Source organism: Methylobacterium sp. NEAU K (assembly GCF_030700285.1).
GTDB lineage: Bacteria > Pseudomonadota > Alphaproteobacteria > Rhizobiales > Beijerinckiaceae > Methylobacterium.
Genome location: NZ_JAUYZJ010000039.1, coordinates 1 through 18,382 on the forward strand (window position 1 = coordinate 1; position 18,382 = coordinate 18,382).

An 18,382-nucleotide genomic window follows, 5' to 3' on the forward strand; every position below is an offset into this window, starting at 1 on the left:
AGGAATCCGATGGAGAACCAGGGGACGAGGATGATGGCGAGGAGGCCGACCAGGAGGGCCAGGATGTAGCCGACGATCGGGCGCATGCCGGCGTCCGGGTGGATCCGGCTGATGGCGCAGGCGGCGTAGTAGCCGACGCCGAAGGGCGGCGCGAACAATCCGATGCCCATGGCGAGGATCACCACCATCGCGTAGTGGACCTCGTGCACGCCGACCTGCCGGGCGATCGGGAACAGCAGCGGGCCGAACAGCACGATCGCCGGGATGCCCTCCAGCACCGAGCCCAGCACGATGAAGGCCGCCGCCGACACGAACAGGAAGCCGATCGCCCCGCCGGGCAGGCTCTTCATCGTCACCGCCAGCGTCTGCGAGAAGCCCGACTGGGTCAGCGCCCAGGCCATGCCGGTGGCCGCGCCGATGATCAGCAGGATCGCCCCCGACAGCGTCGCGGTCGTCACCAGCATCGGGTAGAGCCGCCGCCAGTCGAACTGACGGTAGATCAGCAGCCCTGCCAATGCGGCATAGACGATCCCGATGGTCGAGACCTCGGTGGCGGTGGCGATGCCCTCGACCACCGCGAAGCGGATCACGAAGGGCAGCGCCAGCGCCGGCACCGCCACCACGAAGGCCCGGCCGATGACCCGCCGCGCGGGCCGGGCGACGTGGCTCAGGTCCTCGCCGCGATAGCGCCACCACACGAGCGCGCAGAGCGTCACGGCGAGCACGAGGCCCGGCAGCAGGCCGCCGGTGAACAGGGCGGTGATCGACACCCCCGTGACCGAGCCGATGGTGATCAGCACGATCGAGGGCGGGATCGTCTCGGTCTGCGCGCCCGTCGTGGCCAAGAGCGCCACGAGGTCGCCCTCCTTGGCGCCCCGCGCCTTCATCTCGGGGAACAGCACGGGCGCGACCGCGGCCATGTCGGCCGCCTTCGAGCCGGAGATGCCCGACACGAGGTACATCGCCCCGACCAGCACGTAGTGCAGCCCGCCGCGCACGTGGCCGAGCAGGCTCGCCAGGAAGCCCACCATGGCCCGGGCCATGCCGGTCATCTCGATCAGCAGGCCGAGGAAGACGAACAGCGGCACGGCCAGCAGGATGAGGTGGCTCATGCCCTCGTCCATGCGCCCGACCACCACCATCGAGGGCGCGTTGGTGGTGAGCGTGATGTAGGCGAAGGTCGACAACCCGAACGCGAAGGCGATCGGCACGCCGGAGAAGACCAGCGCGCCGACGCCGAGGACGAAGAACAGCAGCAGATTGAGGTTGCCCAGCCCCGCGAACCAGGGCTGGAGCGCCACCAGCCCGGCGGCGAGGCCCCCGCCCAGCGCCAGCGCGCCCACGGTCAGGCGCCAGTCGGCGGTCTCCAGCAGGCGGATCGCCGCGACGACCAGCATGAGGCCGAGGCCGACCGGCAGGGCGGCGGCCCGCCAGGCGTTGTTGAGTTCCAGCGCGGGCGTCTGGACGAAGGCCTCCTCGCTGGCGAACTCCCAGGCCGGCTCCAGCAGCAGCGCCACGAAGATCAGGCCGGCCACCAGGGCGACCGTCTCCAGGAAGGCGCGCAGGCGCGGGCCGCTCATGGCGACGAGCGCGGTCATGCGCATGTGCTCGGCGCGGCGGAAGGCGACCACGGCGCCCAGCATGGCGAGCCACAGGAACAGGATCGAGGCCAGTTCGTCCGACCAGACCAGCGGTTCACGGAACACGTAGCGGCTCACCACCCCGCCGAGCAGCACGCCGATCTCGGCCAGCACGAGCAGCGCCGCCGGGATCTCCACGAGGTAGCCCAGCCCGTCGTCCAACCGGCGCAGCCACGGCCGCGCGCGCAGGGGCGGACCTGCCAGCTCAAGACCCGCCGCACTCTCCACCGCCGCGATGTCGATCTGCATGGCGCCCTCCCTTCAGGTGAGCTTGCCCGACACATCCTCGAGATGCGACCAGGCCGCATCGCCGAACTTGGCCTTCCAATCCCTGTAGAAGCTCGTCCGGCCGAGCGCCTCGCGAAACTGCGCGCGATCGACGTCGATGAAGGTGATGCCCTTGGCGGTGAGGCTCTCGCGCAAGGAGACGCTGAGCTTGGCAACATCCCCGCGCTGGTCGCTTCCGGACCGATCGAGTTCCCGCGAGACCGTCTGGCGCAGGTCCTCCGGCAGCCGCTGCCACGCCCGCTTGTTGCCGAGGATCCAGTAGCCGTCCCAGACGTGGCCGGTCAGGCTGCAGGATTTCTGCACCTCGTAGAGCCGCGTCGTGGCCGTGATGGCGAGCGGGTTTTCCTGGCCCTCGACCACCTTGGTCTGGAGCGCGGAGTACAGCTCGTTGAAGTTGATCGGCGCCGCGCCGGCATCGAGCGCCTTGAACAGCGAGGTGAGCATCGGCGCAGGAGGCACGCGGATCTTGAAGCCCTTCAGGTCCTCCGGCGTACGGATCTCGCGGGTCGACGAGGTGATCTGCCGGAAGCCGTTGTCCCAGACCTTCGAGACGGTGAGGATCGGCGTCTTGGCGATTTCGCCTCGCACGAAGGCGCCGAGGCCGCCATCCATCGCCGACCAGACGGCCTCGTAATCCTTGAAGGCGAACCCCGTATTGGGCAGGCTCGCGGCCGGCACGAAGGTCGCGAGGATCGAGGTCGCGAGGTTGAAGAACTCGACGCTGCCGTTGCGGACCTGCGCCAGCAGGTCGGTGTCCGAGCCAAGCTGGTTGGCCGGGAAAAGCTTGATCTCCAGGCGCCCGCCCGTCGCTTCGCGGATCCGGTCCAGGGCCTCCTGCGCCCGGATGTTGACCGGGTGGGTCGGGTCCTGGCCGGTGGCGAGCTTGTAGGAGAACTCGGCGGCCTGCCCGCGCCGGGTGAGGATGCCGAAGACCGGCAGGGCGGCTGCGCCCGCGAGCAGGCTGCGGCGGCTGAAACGCGTGTCGCGCATGGTTTCACTCCCTGGGTCGTCCCGAGCCGCGCGATCCCCGCCGTTATCCGGTCCTGTGGATTCGCGCGTCCCTTAATCTCCGGCCCCGGATACTGGTCCCGGTGCCGTTTCCGTGCGTCTCACGCGCCGTCTCTCGCTCCGGTGCAGATCATCCGGGCTCAGCGGCGCGCGGACAAGCCGCGACGGCGCGTAAGCACCTACATTCGGTCCCCGTTGAGCGCGCGATAGGCGCGCACCACTTGGCTGTCGTCGACCGCACCGTCGCCGCGGCCCGAAGTCGAGACGAAGAGCTGATGGGCCAGGGCGGCGAGCGGCAGCGCCGCGCCCGCGCTGCGGCCGGCCTCCAGCACGATGCCGAGATCCTTGACGAAGATGTCGACCGCGCTGGTCACCTCCGGCGCCCGCTCCAGCATGCGGGGCCCGCGGTCGCGCAGCATCCAGCTCGACGCCGAGGAGCCCGAGAGGATCTCCAGCACCACGGCGAGATCGACCCCGACCCGCCCGGCGAGTGCCAGCGCCTCGGCGGCGGCGGCGATGTGGACGCCGCACAAGAGTTGGTTCACGGCCTTGACGGTGGCGCCCTGGCCCGGCCGCTCGCCGACGTGGAAGATCCGGTCGCCCAGCGCGTCGAGGACCGGGCGGATCGCCGCGAGCGTCCCGGCCGGCGCCGCGGCCATGATCGTGAGCTTGGCCGCCTTCGCCCCGACGACGCCCCCCGAGACCGGGGCGTCCACGAACCGGCGGCCAGAGGCCGAAACGCGCCCGGCGATGGCCTCCACCGCCCCCGGCGGGCAGGTCGCCATCAGGACGACGATCCCGTCCGGGGCGAGGGCGTCGAGGGCGCCTTGCGCGAACAGCACGTCCTCGGCCTGGGCGGCGTTCACCACCATCAGCAGCAGCGCGTCGGCGCCGTCGGCCGCCTGCGCCAGGGTCTCCGCCGGCGCGCCGCCGACCGCGACGAGGGCTGCGCGGCTCTCCGCCCGGATGTCGTAGCCGCGCACCGTGAAGCCTGCGGCAACGAGGTGGCCGGCCATCGGCAGGCCCATGGCGCCGAGGCCGACGAAGGCGATGCGGCTCACAGCCATCCGCGGATGCTCCGCGCCATCGCGGCGGTCGAGATCCCGTAGCGGTCGTGGAGCGTCGGCAGGGCGCCGGCGTCGAGGAATTGGTCCGGCAGGCCGATCTGGCGGAAGCCGCGCTCCGGCATCGTGCCGTTGCGCATCAGCAGGCCGGCCACCGCCTCGCCGAGGCCGCCGATCACCGTGTGGTTCTCCGCCACCACCACGAGCCGTCCGCCGCGCCCGGCCTCGCGCAGGATCGTCGCCGCGTCGAGGGGCTTGATCGTCGGCACGTGCAGGACGGCCACGTCGATCCGGTCGTCGCGCAAAGCCTCGGCCACCTCCAGCGCCCGCATGGTCATCAGCCCGGAGGAGATCACGAGCACGTCGCGGCCGTCGCGGATCGTCTTGGCCTTGCCGAGCTCGAACGTGTAGCCGTACGCGTCGAGCACAAGGGGGACGTTGCCGCGCAGGAGCCGCAGGTAGACCGGCCCCTTATGGGCGGCCATCGCCGGCACGACCTGCTCGATCTCGTGCGCGTCGCACGGGTCGATGATCGTGAGGTTGGGCATACCGCGGAAGATCGCGAGGTCTTCCGTCGCCTGGTGGCTCGGGCCGTAGCCGGTGGTCAGGCCGGGCAGCGCGCAGGCGATCTTGACGTCGAGGTTCTCCTCCGCGATCGCCAGGCAGATGAAGTCGTAGGCGCGCCGTGCCGCGAACACCGCGTAGGTGGTGGCGAAGGGCGTGAAGCCCTCCCGGGCGAGGCCGGCGGCCGCGCTCATCAAGAGCTGCTCGGCCATCCCCATCTGGTAGAAGCGCTCAGGGTAGGCCTGCGCGAAGATGTGCAGGTCGGTGTATTTCGACAGGTCCGCCGAGAGGCCGACGATATCGGGCCGCGTCTTGGCGAGTTCGACCAGGGCATGGCCGAACGGCGCGGCCTTGGTCCGCTGCCCGGGGGCGGCGAGCGAGGCGATCATCGCCGAGGTCTTGAGGCTGCCGCCCTCGCGGGGGGCGGGCTTCTCGTACTTGGAGCGTCTCACCGCACCCTCCCTTCATCCAGGATCGCCAGCGCCCGCTGCCACTCGTCGGGCTCGACGCGCAGGAAGTGGTTGCGCTCGCGCGCCTCGAGGAACGGCACGCCCTTGGCCATGCGGGTGTCGCAGATGATGATCCGGGGCTGGGTGCCCGAGTGATGGCGCGCCGCGTCGAAGGCCTGGACCAGCGCGTCGAGGTCGTTGCCGTCGACCCGCTGCACGAACCAGTTGAACGCCTCGAATTTAGGGGCCAGGGGCTCGAAGTTGAGCACCCCCGTGGAGGCGCCATCGGCCTGCATGCCGTTCACGTCGACGATGCCGATCAGGTTGTCGAGCTTGAACGAGCCCGCCGACATCGCGGCCTCCCAGGTCGAGCCCTCGTCGAGCTCGCCGTCGGAGAACAGGTTGTAGACGAAGCTTTTCGCGTTCTTCCGCTTGAGGCCCAGCGCCATGCCCACCGCGATACCCAGACCGTGGCCGAGCGAGCCGCCGGTGATCTCCATGCCCGGCGTGTAGGCGGCCATGCCCGACATCGGCAGGCGGCTGTCGTCGCCGCCGTAGCTCGTGAGCTCGTCCTCGGGGAGGATCTCCGCCTCGATCAGCGCGGCGTAGAGGGCGATGGCGTAGTGGCCGATCGACAGCAGGAAGCGGTCGCGGCCTTCCCATTCGGGATCCTCGGGCCGGTAGGTCATGGCGTGGAAGTAGCTCACCGCCAGCACGTCGCTGATGCCGAGCGCCTGGGCGATGTAGCCCTGGCCCTGGACCTCGCCCATGCGCAGGGCGTGGCGGCGGATCCGGTAGGCGCGCTCGCTGAGCGGGACGTTGGAGCCCGCGCGGGGCCGTTCGGTCGGCAGCCTTTCGGTCGGCATGGCGCGCCCCTTCAGTGGATCAGCATGCCGCCGTTCACGTCGATCACCGCGCCGGTGATGTACGTGGACAGGTCGCAGGCGAGGAACAGGCAGGCATTGGCGACGTCGTCGGCCACCCCGAGGCGCCCGAGGGGGATGCCCCTGGCGATCTCGGTCTTCAGCTCGGGCGTGAGCTTGCCGCCGGTGATGTCGGTCTGGATCAGGCCGGGTGTCACGGAATTCACCCGGATCCCGTCAGGGCCGAGCTCGCGTGCCATCGCCTTGGCGAGGCCCAGCACGCCGCCCTTGGCGGCGCTGTAGTGCGGGCCGCCGAAGATGCCGCCGCCGCGCTGGGCGGAGACCGAGGACATGCACACGATTGCCCCCGAGCCCTGGCCGCGCATCCCCGGGATCACCGCCTGGCTCATGTAGAGCGTGCCGCGCAGGTTCACGTCGGTGACCGCGTCGTAGTTCTCCGGCCCGATCTCCATGATCTTGAGCGGCTGCGTGATGCCGGCGTTGTTGACGAGCACGTCGATGCGCCCGAGCCGCGCCACGATCTCGTCCGCCGCCGCAGAGCAGGCGGCCCGGTCGGTCACGTCGCAGGCCAGCCCGATATGGCCGGGCCCGATGTCGCGGGCGGCAGCCTCGGCCTGGCCGGCGTCGAGGTCGAGGATGGCGACGCGGGCGCCGTGGCCGGCGAACAGCCGCGCAGTCGCCTTGCCGATGCCGCGGGCGGAAGCCGCCCCGGTGATCACGCAGACCCGATCGTTCAGAAGCATGGGACCCTCCCGGCGACCCGCGATGGCGCGCGATCGAAGCTGTCGTCAGGACGGGGGTGCGGCGGGCCGATGACCGCGATCCTCCGGATCGCGCGGCCTGCGGCGTCGTCTCCTCCCGTCTCTCTCGTTGCGGGGACTGTGCCGTCAAGGAGCCTCCGCGACAAACGCGAATCTTGCACGCGCAGGTGAATGCCATTCACCTCCTTCCGAGTCAGGCGAGTTCGGGGCTGAGCGCGATCGCCAGTTCCCCGGCGAGCCAGCGGGCGAAGACCCGCAGCGGCGCCCGGCGGCGGGCATCGGCCGGGCAGACGAAGTGATGCCCGATGTAATGGATGTCCTGGGCGCGCCCGGCGAGCGGCGCGACGAGGCGGCCCGCCGCGATCTCCCGTTCGGCCAGACGCGTCGATTCGAGGGCGACGCCGAGCCCGTCCGCGGCGGCCGCGAGGGCCAGGAAGCTCCGGTCGAAGCGGATGCCCGCGGCCGGCGGCGCGGCGAGCCGGTTCCGCTCGAACCAGTGAGTCCAGCGCACCTGCTTGTTGTCGCTCTGGATCAGCGTGTGTGCGAGCAGGTCGCCCGGATCGGCGATCCGGGCGGCACGCTCGGGATCGCACAGCGGCGTCACCGTCTCGAGCCCCAGCGGCATGCGCACCAGCCCCTCGCCGCGGGGCGGGCCGTAGACGATGTCGGCGTCGAACTCGTCGGTGATGAAGCGGGCGTAGTCCATACCGGCGGCTAGGCGCACCTCGAAGCCCGGATGCTCGCTGAGGAAACGGGCGAGCCGGGGGGCGAGCCACTGCGCGGCGAAGCTCGGAGCGCAGTGCAGCCGGAGCAGCTGCGGGCCGCGGTTCGCCACCAAGTCGAAGCCGCGATTGAGCTCCACGAACGCCCGGCCGACATGGTCGCACAGCGCTTCCGCGGCCGGCGTCGGCGCGATGCCGGGGCCGACCCGCTCGAACAGCGTGATGCCGAGCGTCTCCTCCATCTTGCGGATGGCGTGGCTGACGGCGCTCGGCGACAGGTTCAGCTCGCCAGCCGCGGCCTTGAACGAGCGGCGCCGCGCAGCGGCCTCGAAGATCCGGATGGCGGAGAGGGGAACGGGCGGGCGCATTCGAGGCAGGATGTGACGGCACTCACGGCGTTGGCAATGAGCGCGACCCGCCTCAGGCGGAATCCTGACCCAAGACACGACCCTGGCCGATCCGAGCCGTGGTATGCGATCACCTCGGGGCGCATTCTGGCCGACGGTCGGGAGCTGCAGGATCGGACGGTCGAGGCGTCGATTTGCCGGCCTGATCGTGATCGAGAATGCCCGTTCGGCATGGACGCTCAGGTCACCGATCCGCTTGTGAGGGCTGGCCGGACCTGGAGAAACGCGGTCGACTACGCGGGAACGCGCACCGCGCCGGGGCGAAGCGTTGCTGGCAGGCGAAGGCCGCGGGTCAGGCCGCGAGCGCGGTATGCCCGGCCCGACCGTGAGCCTGATCCATGATCTCGCCGATCCGCTCTCCGACGGCGATCGCGATCTCCGCGGAGGCGGTCCCCTCCGAATCCTGCCGGCAGATCCGGGTGAGGACGTCGGTGACGCGCTGTTCCATGACGGCGAGGATGGCTGCGGCGGCATGCGGCTGCGCACCGCGCAGCACGGCCGCGAGGTCGCAATAGGCATCCTGAAGGAGTTGCAGCGTCAGGCGCTCGACAGCTTGCTCGTCTTCCACCTTCATCGCCGCCATGACATGTCTCCTCCAGGTCGCCTCACACAACCTGGAGAGAATTTGTTAACGAGGCGTAAACACACCGGGCGACGGGGAGGGATCGGCTAACCCTGTCGCCTCCAGGAGGTGCGGCACGGATGAACGGACGATCCGCCCCCGGCCGGCTCGTTCGGGGCAGCAGCGTATTGCGGACAGATGTGCGGTGGATCGTGGCCGCCCGGTCAGGCCTCGCGAGGCCGCGATGCTGGTCCTTCACCGGAGCTCTTGGCCGGCTCCGGCAGATCTATCGGGACGAGGCAGTGCCCGTGGACGGCGTGCGCAGGGCCTCAGCACCCGGAGCAGATCGCGCTCGCAGCGTTTCGACCACCCTTCAAGAGGCGCTCCATCGTCGCCTCGCGGTCGTCGGTCAGCGTCGCGATCGCCGCCGGCTTGTCGATGCTTGATGCCCGCGTCGCGGTGGCGGCGGTCTCCGTCACGTCGGCGGGTGACGACCGGCCGCGTGATGCTGCGGCCAGCGCGGGCGGCTTCAGGAGATCCGCGGGGCGCAAGGCCTCCCAGGCCAGGCGGGTATGCCGGGACGCATCCAGCGCCGCGGTCGGATTCACGCCGCGCGACCCGCCATCCGTGGCCGGCACCCGCATGGTGCCGGGGATGACCACAGGCGGCAGGTCAGCGACCACGTCTGCCGGAGCCGCCGCCAGCGCCGATGCAGAGACTGGCGGCAACGCGCTGTAGGTCGTCGGAACATTCGTCAGACGCGAACAAGCGCCCGCCAGAAGCACGAGGCCCAAGGTCGCGATCCGCTTGACAATCATCATGCTCGCCCTGACGCGATGCCCGGCCCTCATCGCCGCACTTGAGCTTAAGCATTAACCGAAAGCGGAGCACGATGTCCAATCGGCGGTCATGCAAAAGACTGATACCGACCCTCGAAGACTGGCTCGCCCCGAAGATTAACGTGCGGATCACGGGGCGACCAACGCCCCCCCCTGGCGAAGCATCGCGTGCGCCGGACACCGGGATTCGCGGGGTCGTCGTGCGTATTTAATACGTACTCATCAAGAAGACGGCGTGCACGACCACGCCTGCGCGACGACGGGAAACTTGGCGGTTCGGAACCGCCGTCGAGATGGATCATGAGGAGCCTCACGACGTGCTGACGGGCGCGCGCGCAGCAATGACCAGTGCGTCCTCGCCGACAAGCGCGACTATTCCAGCAGGCCGGGGCACGGAACGATACATCACCGTCGGCGATAGACAGCAGCCGGGATGGCGGCAGCTTGGGCTCCATCCGCATAGCCTGCATCGCCGCGACCAACCGCGTCGTTCCGTTCGGCCGCGACAAGCCGCGCCCGCGATGGGATCCACACGGCGGTATCGGCTGTCGAGCGGAACTTGGCTGGCCCCGAATGCGTCGACCCGGCGAACCCGTTCACGTTCAGAGCCTGACCATGCGCCTCATCCTCCTCGCCGGCCTCTGCCTCTCATCGGCGTTCTTGACGCCGGTCCTGGCGCAGGTGCGGCAGGACAACCCGAACGCGGCAAACCAGTCGATGGAGTACAATAGCCAGATGCGCTCCCTGCGACAGGAACAGACGACGCAGAGCGACAGGCTTCAGATGAACATCGAGCGGAACCAGGCCGCGACGCCCGCTCCCAATACCGGACCGAACGCGATCGGTCCGATCGGCGGCGGGACCGGTGTCGGTCGCTGAGAAGTCGGGGGACGCCGCGCGGCGGACGGGTGCCACCATGTCGCTGCGGCGGGTGGTCGAATGGGCAAGTCCACGCCGTGCCTCTACCGGATGCCGATGGATATCTCCGCGCTCACCGTCATGGCCTCGGCGTTCACATTCTCCAGCCTCATCGTGCTGCTCGGATGGCGGTGAGGGGAGGGCGTCCCGCATCTGCGGCAATCGCGAGAGGACGAGTGGCCGACGATCCGTTGTCGCCGCGGCAACATCGGGAGCCGCTGCGGCCGAGCTTACCAAGAAGCTGCGCTTTGCGGCCTATGGGGTCCTCATTTCTGAAGGCCTCGGCCATGTGGATCGGGTCGCGCCGCTGAAAGCCCAGTGCGCTTGTCTGCGCCTGCATGGCCGCGCCCGTGGATCGAGCCGATGGTGGCCCGGATCGCGCGCGCTCTCAATCTCGCGACTTGCATGGAGCGTCGTGTATTCCGAGCCCGTCGCTCCGCCGGCGCGCCCGAATGGCTCGTCCCCGGCCAGGTGCCCCGGTGATGGCCGGCCATGGGTCGGCCGATGGTTCTGACCTCGGCGGTCGCCGGAGTCGCACAGACGATGCGCCCGTCCGACATCACCACGATCCATTCCGCCCGCCGTTACAGCTTGGCGCCGCCCCCCGCCCGCGCGGCCCCGGGCGGCCGTCTCAACCGGTCCGGGCGATCGTCGCCTCGATCCGGCCGTGCGGCTCGTCGGTGGGCAGGAACACGGTACCCGGGTTCTCCAGCCCGAAGGGCTTCAGGTCGATCGGCACGTAGTGCTTGTTCGGCATGACGAAGGCGATCTCGGCCACCTCCGGGACGTCGGCCAGCACCGCCTCGCCCATCCGGTACATGCTGTCCTGAACGCTCCGGCTGTAGGTCGTGCCGAACACCGCGAGCAGGGTCGACAGGATCCGCGTGTTGGCGCCCTCGTAGTCGCCTGGCGTGGCCGACCACGTCCAGGTCGCGTCCATGCTGGTGGCCGCGATGCGGTCGGTGGTGTCGGGCAGGGTGCGGTAGCCGTCATCGACGAAGTCGGCCCAGCCCGACTGCGTCGTCTTCATGAAGGTGTAGCCGCGCAGGCCCGAGCGCAGTGTCGTGCCGGCGCGGCCGGCCGCCAGCCCGACGAAGCCGACACCGTTGCCGTCCCGCGTGAAGGTGTGGCCGTGCGGGACGCCCGCGATGGCGTGGCGCAGCCAGCGCGTCTCCTCGGCCTCGATCGCCACCGCCTCGACCTGCGCGTAGGTGTCGAGCAGGACCTGCGCCACGGCCGCCACGAAGGCCTCCTTGTCGAGGGCGAGGTTTCTGGCCGCCGTGACGTTGACGATGTTCTTCACGCTGTCGGTAGCGATGCAGGACCGGTTATCGCCCTCGGTCCAGGCGGCGTCGAAGCGCCCGGTCATGAGCACGGAGAGCGCCAGTTCCCGCGGGACGTGGTGGTCGCCGTCGCGGGTCAGCCGCATCACCCGGACCCGGTCCTTGCCGTATCGCGATGCCGTCAGGGCCATGGGGATCTCCGAAAAGGCTAGGCCGTCAGTGCGCCTCGGCGGTCTCGGCTGGGCGGGTGACGGCCTCGCGCGCCGCGTCCGTCGAAGTACAGGTTCCGCGTCAAGATCGGGAGGGCACAGGGCAGGATGCCGGATTCGCGCCGCGGATCCAGCGCGTGCGGCATCGGATCTCGGCTCGGCGCGCCCTGATCGCGGGGGCGCCGAGCCGTGTACCACGACGGGACGAACCCGGCGCGGAGGGAGAGGGGCGGACGCTGGCCATTCCCGCAGCCTGCGGCGGCCCCGACCGGTTCGTGCGGACGGTTCGAGGCCGGATCGCGTGCCGCAGCGCGGCGCTTGACCCCGCGCTCAGGTCATTGCCTGCTCGTGGCCCGTTGCCTGCTAATCACGCCACGGATCAGGACATGACGGGCGCGATGACCTTCTCCCTCGCGGATCTCAACGGCATGCCGGAGCCGGATTTCGTCGCGGCCCTGGGCGGCGTGTTCGAGCACGCCCCCTGGGTCGCGCGGGACGCGGCGGCGCGGCGCCCGTTCGCCACCGTGGCCGCCCTGCACGCAGCGATGTGCGCCGCCGTCGAGGCGGCGTCCCCCGGGATGCGCCACGCGCTGCTCGCCGGCCACCCGGAATTGGCGGGGCGCGCCGCCCGCAACGGTGCCATCGCGCCGGACTCGATCGCCGAGCAGGCGTCGGCCGGTCTCGACCGGCTCTCCGATGCCGAGTACCGGCGCCTCGAGGCGCTGAACGCCGCGTACCGCGCGCGCTTCGGCATCCCGTTCATCCTCTGCGTGAAGCGCCACGGCCGCGCCGCCCTGCTGGCCGCCTTCGAGCGCCGCCTGGCCTCCGATCCGGAGACCGAGTCCCGCACGGCGCAGGCCGAGGTGTGCCGCATCGCGGCGATCCGCCTCGACGCCCTGGTCGCCGGGGAGGGACGCCTGCGCACGACCGGGGGGATCTCGACCCACGTGCTTGATACGGCGCTCGGCCGCCCGGCCGAGGGCGTGGCGGTGGACCTCGTCGAGATCGTCTCCGCGACCGAGAGCGCTCTCGTGGCGCGGGCGCGGACCAACGCGGACGGGCGCACCGACGCGCCGCTGATCAGCGGACGCCCGGTCCCGATCGCCACCTACGAACTGCGCTTCGCGCTCGGCGACTACCACCGCCGGCTCGGCCTCGACCTGCCGCAGCCGCCCTTCCTCGACGTCGTGCCTCTGCGCTTCGGCGTGGCGGAGCCGGAGGGGCACTACCACGTGCCGCTGGCAGCGACGCCGTGGAGCTTCCAGACCTACCGCGGAAGCTGAGGCTCGGAAGGGGCCTGCGGCGGCGCGCACGCCGCGCGTGCCGGCTGTCGGGAGGCGCGCGGAGGGGACCGGGATGTGCGTTCTCCGGCTCGGGTCGATCGTCGCACTCGCCGCGAGGCATGGCTGGGCGAAGGAAGGCGGCAGGCCTATTGCGAGGCTGAATGAACTTGCGTCGGCAGGCCAACGCATCGTCCGCTCAGGCTTCTGATCGGGCGCTGGCCTTTGACGCGAAGCCGCGGGACACTTTGCGAAACCCGCTGATGCAAGGCCGGCATCCGGCCTACGAGGGGCCATGGATCTCAACGCGATCGAGACCGTCATCCGGCCCCGCAGCCGGTCTGACCTTCCGGATTGGCGCGACGGCGATGCCTGCCTGGCGGGCGGCACCTGGCTGTTCTCGGAACCGCAGCCCGGGACGCGGCGCCTCGTCGACCTGACCGGCCTCGGCTGGCCGCCGCACGCCATCGCGGCGGACGGTCTGACGCTGGCGGCCACCTGCACCATCGCCCAACTCGATCGGCTGGATCTGCCGCCAGCCTGGATCGCCGCCCCCCTGGTCGGGCAGTGCTGCCGCGCCCTGCTCGGATCGTTCAAGATCTGGACCGTCGCCACGGTGGGGGGCAACCTCTGCATGGCCCTGCCGGCCGGGCCGATGACCGCGCTGGCCGCCGCGCTGGAGGCCACCTGCACGATCTGGGCACGGGACGGGGGCGAGCGGCACCTGCCGGTGACCGACTTCGTCCTGGCCCCCCAGCGCAATGCCCTGAGGCCGGGGGAGATCCTGCGCGGCCTGTCCGTGCCGGCCGCGGCGCTCGCGCGCCGCACCGCCTTCCGGCGCATCAGCCTCAGCCCGAACGGCCGCTCGGGGGCGCTGCTGATCGGCACGCGCGACCCGGATGGCGGCTTCGCGCTCACCGTCACCGCCTCGGTCCGCCGCCCGCTGCGCCTCGCCTTCGCGGCGCTGCCCGACCGCGACGCCCTGGCCCGGGCGCTGGAGCACGCGATCCCGGACGATCTCTACTACGACGACGTCCATGGAAGGCCGGACTGGCGCCGGCACATGACCCGGCATTTTGCCGACGAGATCCGCGACGCGCTGGCGGACGGGGCGACCGCATGAGGCTCACGGTCAACGGCTTCGCGCATGCGGGCGCGCCCCGCCCCGGCCAGTGCCTGCGCACGTACCTCCGCGAGGCCGGCTGGTTCGGGGTCAAGAAGGGCTGCGACGCCGGCGATTGCGGTGCCTGCACGGTCCATCTCGACGGCGAGCCGGTGCACAGCTGCCTCTACCCGGCCTTCCGCGCCGAGGGGCGCAGCGTCACCACCATCGAGGGTCTGGCCGGCCCGTGCCGACCGGAGGATCCGGCGCCCGAGGCCGTGCACCCGATGCAGGCGGCCTTCCTGGCGGCGCAGGGCTTCCAGTGCGGCTTCTGCACGCCGGGCATGATCATGACGGCGGCCGCCCTCGACCAGGGCCAGAAGCGGGATCTCGGCACCGCCCTGAAGGGCAACCTCTGCCGCTGCACCGGCTACCGCGCCATCCGGGACGCCATCGCGGGGGTCTCGCATGTCGAGGACGGGGCAGAGGGCGGCGATCCGGTCGGGAAGAACCTGCCGGCGCCGGCCGCGCCCCAGGTGGTAACCGGGCGGGCGCGCTTCACCCTCGACACGCCGCCGGGCGGGTCGCTCCACCTCAAGGTCCTGCGCTCGCCCCACGCCCATGCCCGCATCGTGGCGATCGATACCGCCGACGCGCGCGCGGTCCCGGGGGTCGTGGCGATCCTCACCCCGGCGGACGCGCCGCAGCGCCGCTTCTCCACCGGCCGCCACCAGGACCCGCGCGACGATGCGGCCGACACGCGGGTGCTCGATCCGGTGCTGCGCTTCGTCGGCCAGCGGGTCGCCGCGGTGGTCGCCGAGACCGCGGCGGCGGCCGAGGCGGGCTGCCGGGCGCTGCGCGTCAGCTACGAGGTCCGCCCCGCCCTCCTCGATCCGGATCTGGCACTCACCCCCGACGCGCCGAAGGTCCACGATCCGGTGGACCGGCCGGGCGCGGATGCGCCGCCGCTCACCCGCCACCCGAACCTCGCCGCAGAGGTCCACGGCGAGGTCGGCGACGTGACGGCGGGCTTCGCCGAGGCGGATTTCGTCTATGCGGAGACGTTCCGGTCCCAGCGCGTCCAGCACGCGGCCCTCGAAACCCATGGCTGCCTGGGCTGGCGCGACCCGGACGGGCGCCTGACGCTCCGGACCAGCAGCCAGGTGCCGTTCCTGACCCGCGACGCCCTGTGCGATCTGTTCGGCCTCGACCGGGACGCGGTGCGGGTCGTCTGCGGCCGCGTCGGCGGCGGCTTCGGCGGCAAGCAGGAGATGCTCACCGAGGATCTCGTGACGCTCGCGGTCCTGCGCACCGGCCGCCCGGTGATGTGGGAGCTGACCCGGCAGGAGCAGTTCACCGCGACCACGACCCGCCACCCAATGCGGGTCGCCGTGACGGTCGGGGCCCGCCGGGACGGGCGCCTCACGGCGATCGGCCTCGATGTGCTCTCGGACACGGGCGCCTACGGCAACCACGCGGGCGGCGTGATCCACCACGGCTGCAACGAGGTGCTCGCCGCCTATGCCTGCCCGAACAAGCGGGTCGACGGCCACGCGGTCTACACCAACACGCTGCCGGCCGGCGCCTTCCGCGGCTACGGCCTCAGCCAGATAATCTTCGCGCTGGAATCGGCGCTCGACGACGTCGCCCGCGCGCTCGAGATCGACCCGTTCGACCTGCGCCGGATCAACGCCGTGCGGCCGGGCGACCCGATGGTGTCGAACAGCCTGGAGCCGCACGACGTGGTGTTCGGCAGCTACGGCCTCGACCAGTGCCTGACCCGGGTGGAGGAGGCCCTGCGGGCCGATCCCGGGCCGGAGCCGGAGCCCGGCTGGCGCGCCGGCACAGGCATGGCGATGGCGATGATCGACACGATCCCGCCCCGTGGCCACCACGCCGACGCGCAGGCGTGCCTCGACGCGGACGGCCGCTACACCGTGCGGGTCGGCACGGCCGAGTTCGGCAACGGCACCAGCACCGTGCACCGCCAGATCGCGGCCTCGGCGCTCGGCGCCGCGCCGGACCGCGTCCGCGTCGCGGGCGGGGACACGGATTCGGTCGGCCACGACACCGGGGCCTATGGCAGCACCGGCACGGTGGTGGCCGGCCTCGCGACGCTCCGGGCGGCCGAGGCGCTGGCGCAGCGGATCCGGGTCCGGGCCGCGGAGCTGTGCGGCGCGGACCCGGCCGCGTGCCGGCTCGCCGGGGACAGCGTGGAGACGCCGGGCGGCCCGCTGGCGCTCGCCGATCTCGGGCCCCTCGCGGCAAGGGGCCGGGCCGACGGCAGCCCCCGCTCGGTGGCGTTCAACGTCCAGGCGTTCCGGGTGGCGGTCCATCCGGTGAGCGGCGAGGTCCGCATCCTCCGGAGCGTGCACGCCGCCGATGCCGGCACTGTGATCAACCCGATGCAGTGCCGCGGCCAGGTCGAGGGCGGCGTCGCGCAGGCGATCGGCGCGGCGCTCTACGAGGATCTGTCCATCGACGCCGCGGGCCGCGTCGTCACGCAGGCGCTGCGCGACTACCACATTCCCGCCTGCGCGGACGTCCCGGACACCGAGGTCCTGTTCGCCGCGACCCACGACAGGATCGGTCCGCTGGGCGCCAAATCGATGAGCGAATCGCCCTACAATCCGGTCGCGGCGGCGCTCGGCAACGCGATCCGCGACGCGACCGGGGCCCGGCTCACCGCCACGCCGTTCGCGCCCGACAGGATCTTCCGTGCCGTGATGGCGGCCGGGGGCGGGGAGGGGTGATGGACGTCAAGCGCGATCCCGCGATTCCGGCGGCCGGGCGAGCCGGATTGCTGGAGCGCAGGTTCCGGCTCGCCGAGCACGGCACCACCGTGCGCACGGAGGTGATGGCCGGGCTCACCACCTTCCTGACGATGGCCTACATCGTCTTCATCAACCCCAGCATCCTGGCCGATGCCGGCATGCCAAAGGGCGCGGTGTTCGTGGCGACCTGCCTCGCCGCGGCGCTGGGCTCGATGATCATGGCGCTCTACGCCAATTACCCGATCGCCCTGGCGCCGGGGATGGGGCTCAACGCCTACTTCGCCTACGTGATCGTGCTCGGGCTGGGCTACACGTGGGAAGCCGCGCTGGGCGCCGTGTTCATGTCCGGCCTGTGCTTCCTGATCGTCACCCTGACGGGCCTGCGCGCGGTCATCGTGGACGGCATCCCGCGCTCCATGCGCATCGCCCTGACAGTCGGCATCGGCCTGTTCCTGGCCATCATCGCGCTCAAGAACGCCGGCGTCGTCGCCGCGAGCCCGGCGACCTTCGTCACCCTCGGCGACCTGCACAAGCCGAGCACGGTGCTGGCAGTGGTCGGCTTTCTGATGGTCGCCGCGCTCTGCGCCCGGAAGGTACGGGCGGCGCTGCTCACAAGCATCCTCACCGTGACGGGGCTGAGCTTTTTCTTCGCCGACAACGTCTTTCAGGGCGTCGTGTCGCTGCCGCCCTCGATCGCCCCGACGCTCCTCGCCCTCGACCTGACGGGTGCTCTGTCGGGCGGCCTGTTCAACGTCGTCCTGCTGCTGTTCCTGGTCGAGCTGTTCGACGCCACCGGCACGCTCATGGGGGTGGCGAGCCGCGCCGGGCTGTTGACCGAGGGGCGGATGGAGCGCCTCGACCGCGCGCTGATGGCCGATTCCGCGGCGATCTTCGTGGGCTCGCTCCTCGGCACGTCGAGCACCACCGCCTATCTGGAGAGCGCCGCCGGGGTTGCGGAGGGCGGCCGCACCGGCCTCACCGCCGCCACCGTGGCCGTGCTGTTCCTGGCCTGCCTGTTCATCGCCCCGCTGGCGAGCGCGGTGCCGCCCTACGCCACCGCACCGGCGCTGTTCTACGTCGCCTGCCTGATGCTGCGCGAGCTGGTCGACCTCGCGTGGGACGACCTCACCGAGGCGATCCCGGCCTGCGTGACGGCATTGCTCATGCCCTTCACCTACTCGATCGCCACCGGTGTCTCGTTCGGCTTCATCACCTACGCGGTGCTGAAGCTGCTGACCGGCCGGGCCCGGGAGGTGAAACCGGTCGTCTGGGTGATCGCGGCGGTCTTCCTGTTCAAGTTCGTCGCGACCGGAAGCGCGCATTGACGGCCGAGCACGCGTCGAGCGAGGCAAGGCGGGTCGCGGCCTCCGGACCCCCGACGCGACCACCGCGGCGGTTTCCAGCACGGTGGATCCGGGTTCCGTGGAGAGGTTCTTCGCGGAATCCGAGCGCTTCAACACCCGCATGATCGCCGGCAAGGTCGTGATGGACCGGAACACCCCGGCGGCGCTGCTCTACAGGGCGCAACGCGGCTACGACGAGAGCACGGCGCTGATCGCGCTCTGGCACGGGCACCTGCAGGGACATCGAGGCGTTGCTGTTCGTTCTCATGTGGCCGGGCGACCACC

15 protein-coding genes are annotated in these 18,382 nt (G+C 71.2%); 5 read left to right on the forward strand and 10 right to left on the reverse strand.

Annotated elements, in window-relative coordinates; all coding sequences use genetic code 11:
• The 9 genes from Q8W67_RS22995 to Q8W67_RS23035 form a co-directional block, all read right to left on the reverse strand.
• On the reverse strand, nt 1–1,889 hold a 1,889-nt coding region (locus tag Q8W67_RS22995; RefSeq protein WP_305545069.1), incomplete at its 3' end, for a TRAP transporter large permease subunit.
• 12 nt (nt 1,890–1,901) lie between these two features.
• Complete coding sequence (locus tag Q8W67_RS23000) at nt 1,902–2,918, reverse strand: TRAP transporter substrate-binding protein (protein ID WP_305550130.1); 1,017 nt, start codon at nt 2,916–2,918, stop codon at nt 1,902–1,904.
• 197 nt (nt 2,919–3,115) lie between these two features.
• A complete protein-coding gene (locus Q8W67_RS23005) occupies nt 3,116–4,003 on the reverse strand; it encodes an NAD(P)-dependent oxidoreductase (RefSeq protein ID WP_305550132.1) in 888 nt (295 codons plus the stop codon).
• A complete protein-coding gene (locus Q8W67_RS23010) occupies nt 3,994–5,016 on the reverse strand; it encodes a transketolase family protein (protein ID WP_305550133.1) in 1,023 nt (340 codons plus the stop codon). Before Q8W67_RS23010 ends, Q8W67_RS23005 begins: the two co-directional genes overlap by 10 nt.
• A complete protein-coding gene (locus tag Q8W67_RS23015; protein WP_305550134.1) occupies nt 5,013–5,879 on the reverse strand; it encodes a transketolase in 867 nt (288 codons plus the stop codon). Before Q8W67_RS23015 ends, Q8W67_RS23010 begins: the two co-directional genes overlap by 4 nt.
• Nucleotides 5,880–5,890: 11 nt before the next feature.
• The gene (locus Q8W67_RS23020) at nt 5,891–6,640 is read right to left on the reverse strand and encodes an SDR family NAD(P)-dependent oxidoreductase (RefSeq protein WP_305550135.1); all 750 of its coding nucleotides are present in this window, start codon (nt 6,638–6,640) and stop codon (nt 5,891–5,893) included.
• A 211-nt stretch (nt 6,641–6,851) separates the two neighbouring features.
• Nucleotides 6,852–7,748, reverse strand: a complete 897-nt coding sequence (locus tag Q8W67_RS23025; RefSeq protein ID WP_305550136.1) for a LysR substrate-binding domain-containing protein — start codon at nt 7,746–7,748, stop codon at nt 6,852–6,854.
• A 331-nt stretch (nt 7,749–8,079) separates the two neighbouring features.
• Entirely contained in the window at nt 8,080–8,370 is a 291-nt protein-coding gene (locus Q8W67_RS23030; protein WP_305550137.1) for a hypothetical protein, read from the reverse strand.
• Between the two features lie 308 nt (nt 8,371–8,678).
• Nucleotides 8,679–9,143: a hypothetical protein gene (locus tag Q8W67_RS23035; protein ID WP_305550138.1), complete on the reverse strand. Its 465-nt coding sequence runs from the start codon at nt 9,141–9,143 to the stop codon at nt 8,679–8,681.
• Nucleotides 9,144–9,632: 489 nt separating this feature from the next.
• Here Q8W67_RS23035 and Q8W67_RS23040 point away from each other — a divergent pair, with 489 nt between their 5' ends.
• On the forward strand, nt 9,633–10,067 hold the full coding sequence (locus Q8W67_RS23040) for a hypothetical protein (RefSeq protein ID WP_305550139.1): 435 nt from the start codon (nt 9,633–9,635) through the stop codon (nt 10,065–10,067).
• Nucleotides 10,068–10,737: 670 nt separating this feature from the next.
• Here the strand turns inward: Q8W67_RS23040 and pucL are convergent.
• On the reverse strand, nt 10,738–11,580 hold the full coding sequence (gene pucL / locus Q8W67_RS23045; protein WP_305550141.1) for a factor-independent urate hydroxylase: 843 nt from the start codon (nt 11,578–11,580) through the stop codon (nt 10,738–10,740).
• Nucleotides 11,581–11,984: 404 nt separating this feature from the next.
• On the opposite strand from pucL, the gene uraD reads away from it, so the two are divergent.
• The 4 genes from uraD to Q8W67_RS23065 all read left to right on the forward strand — a co-directional run bounded on the left by uraD (nt 11,985) and on the right by Q8W67_RS23065 (nt 18,079).
• On the forward strand, nt 11,985–12,881 hold the full coding sequence (gene uraD, locus Q8W67_RS23050) for a 2-oxo-4-hydroxy-4-carboxy-5-ureidoimidazoline decarboxylase (protein ID WP_305550142.1): 897 nt from the start codon (nt 11,985–11,987) through the stop codon (nt 12,879–12,881).
• 292 nt (nt 12,882–13,173) lie between these two features.
• Entirely contained in the window at nt 13,174–14,001 is an 828-nt protein-coding gene (locus Q8W67_RS23055) for an FAD binding domain-containing protein (RefSeq protein WP_305550143.1), read from the forward strand.
• Nucleotides 13,998–16,733 carry a molybdopterin cofactor-binding domain-containing protein gene (locus Q8W67_RS23060; protein WP_305550145.1) on the forward strand — a complete coding sequence of 912 codons (2,736 nt, stop codon included), beginning with the start codon at nt 13,998–14,000 and terminating at the stop codon, nt 16,731–16,733. Before Q8W67_RS23055 ends, Q8W67_RS23060 begins: the two co-directional genes overlap by 4 nt.
• Complete coding sequence (locus tag Q8W67_RS23065) at nt 16,733–18,079, forward strand: NCS2 family permease (RefSeq protein ID WP_305550148.1); 1,347 nt, start codon at nt 16,733–16,735, stop codon at nt 18,077–18,079. Before Q8W67_RS23060 ends, Q8W67_RS23065 begins: the two co-directional genes overlap by 1 nt.
• Nucleotides 18,080–18,382: the final 303 nt, after the last annotated feature.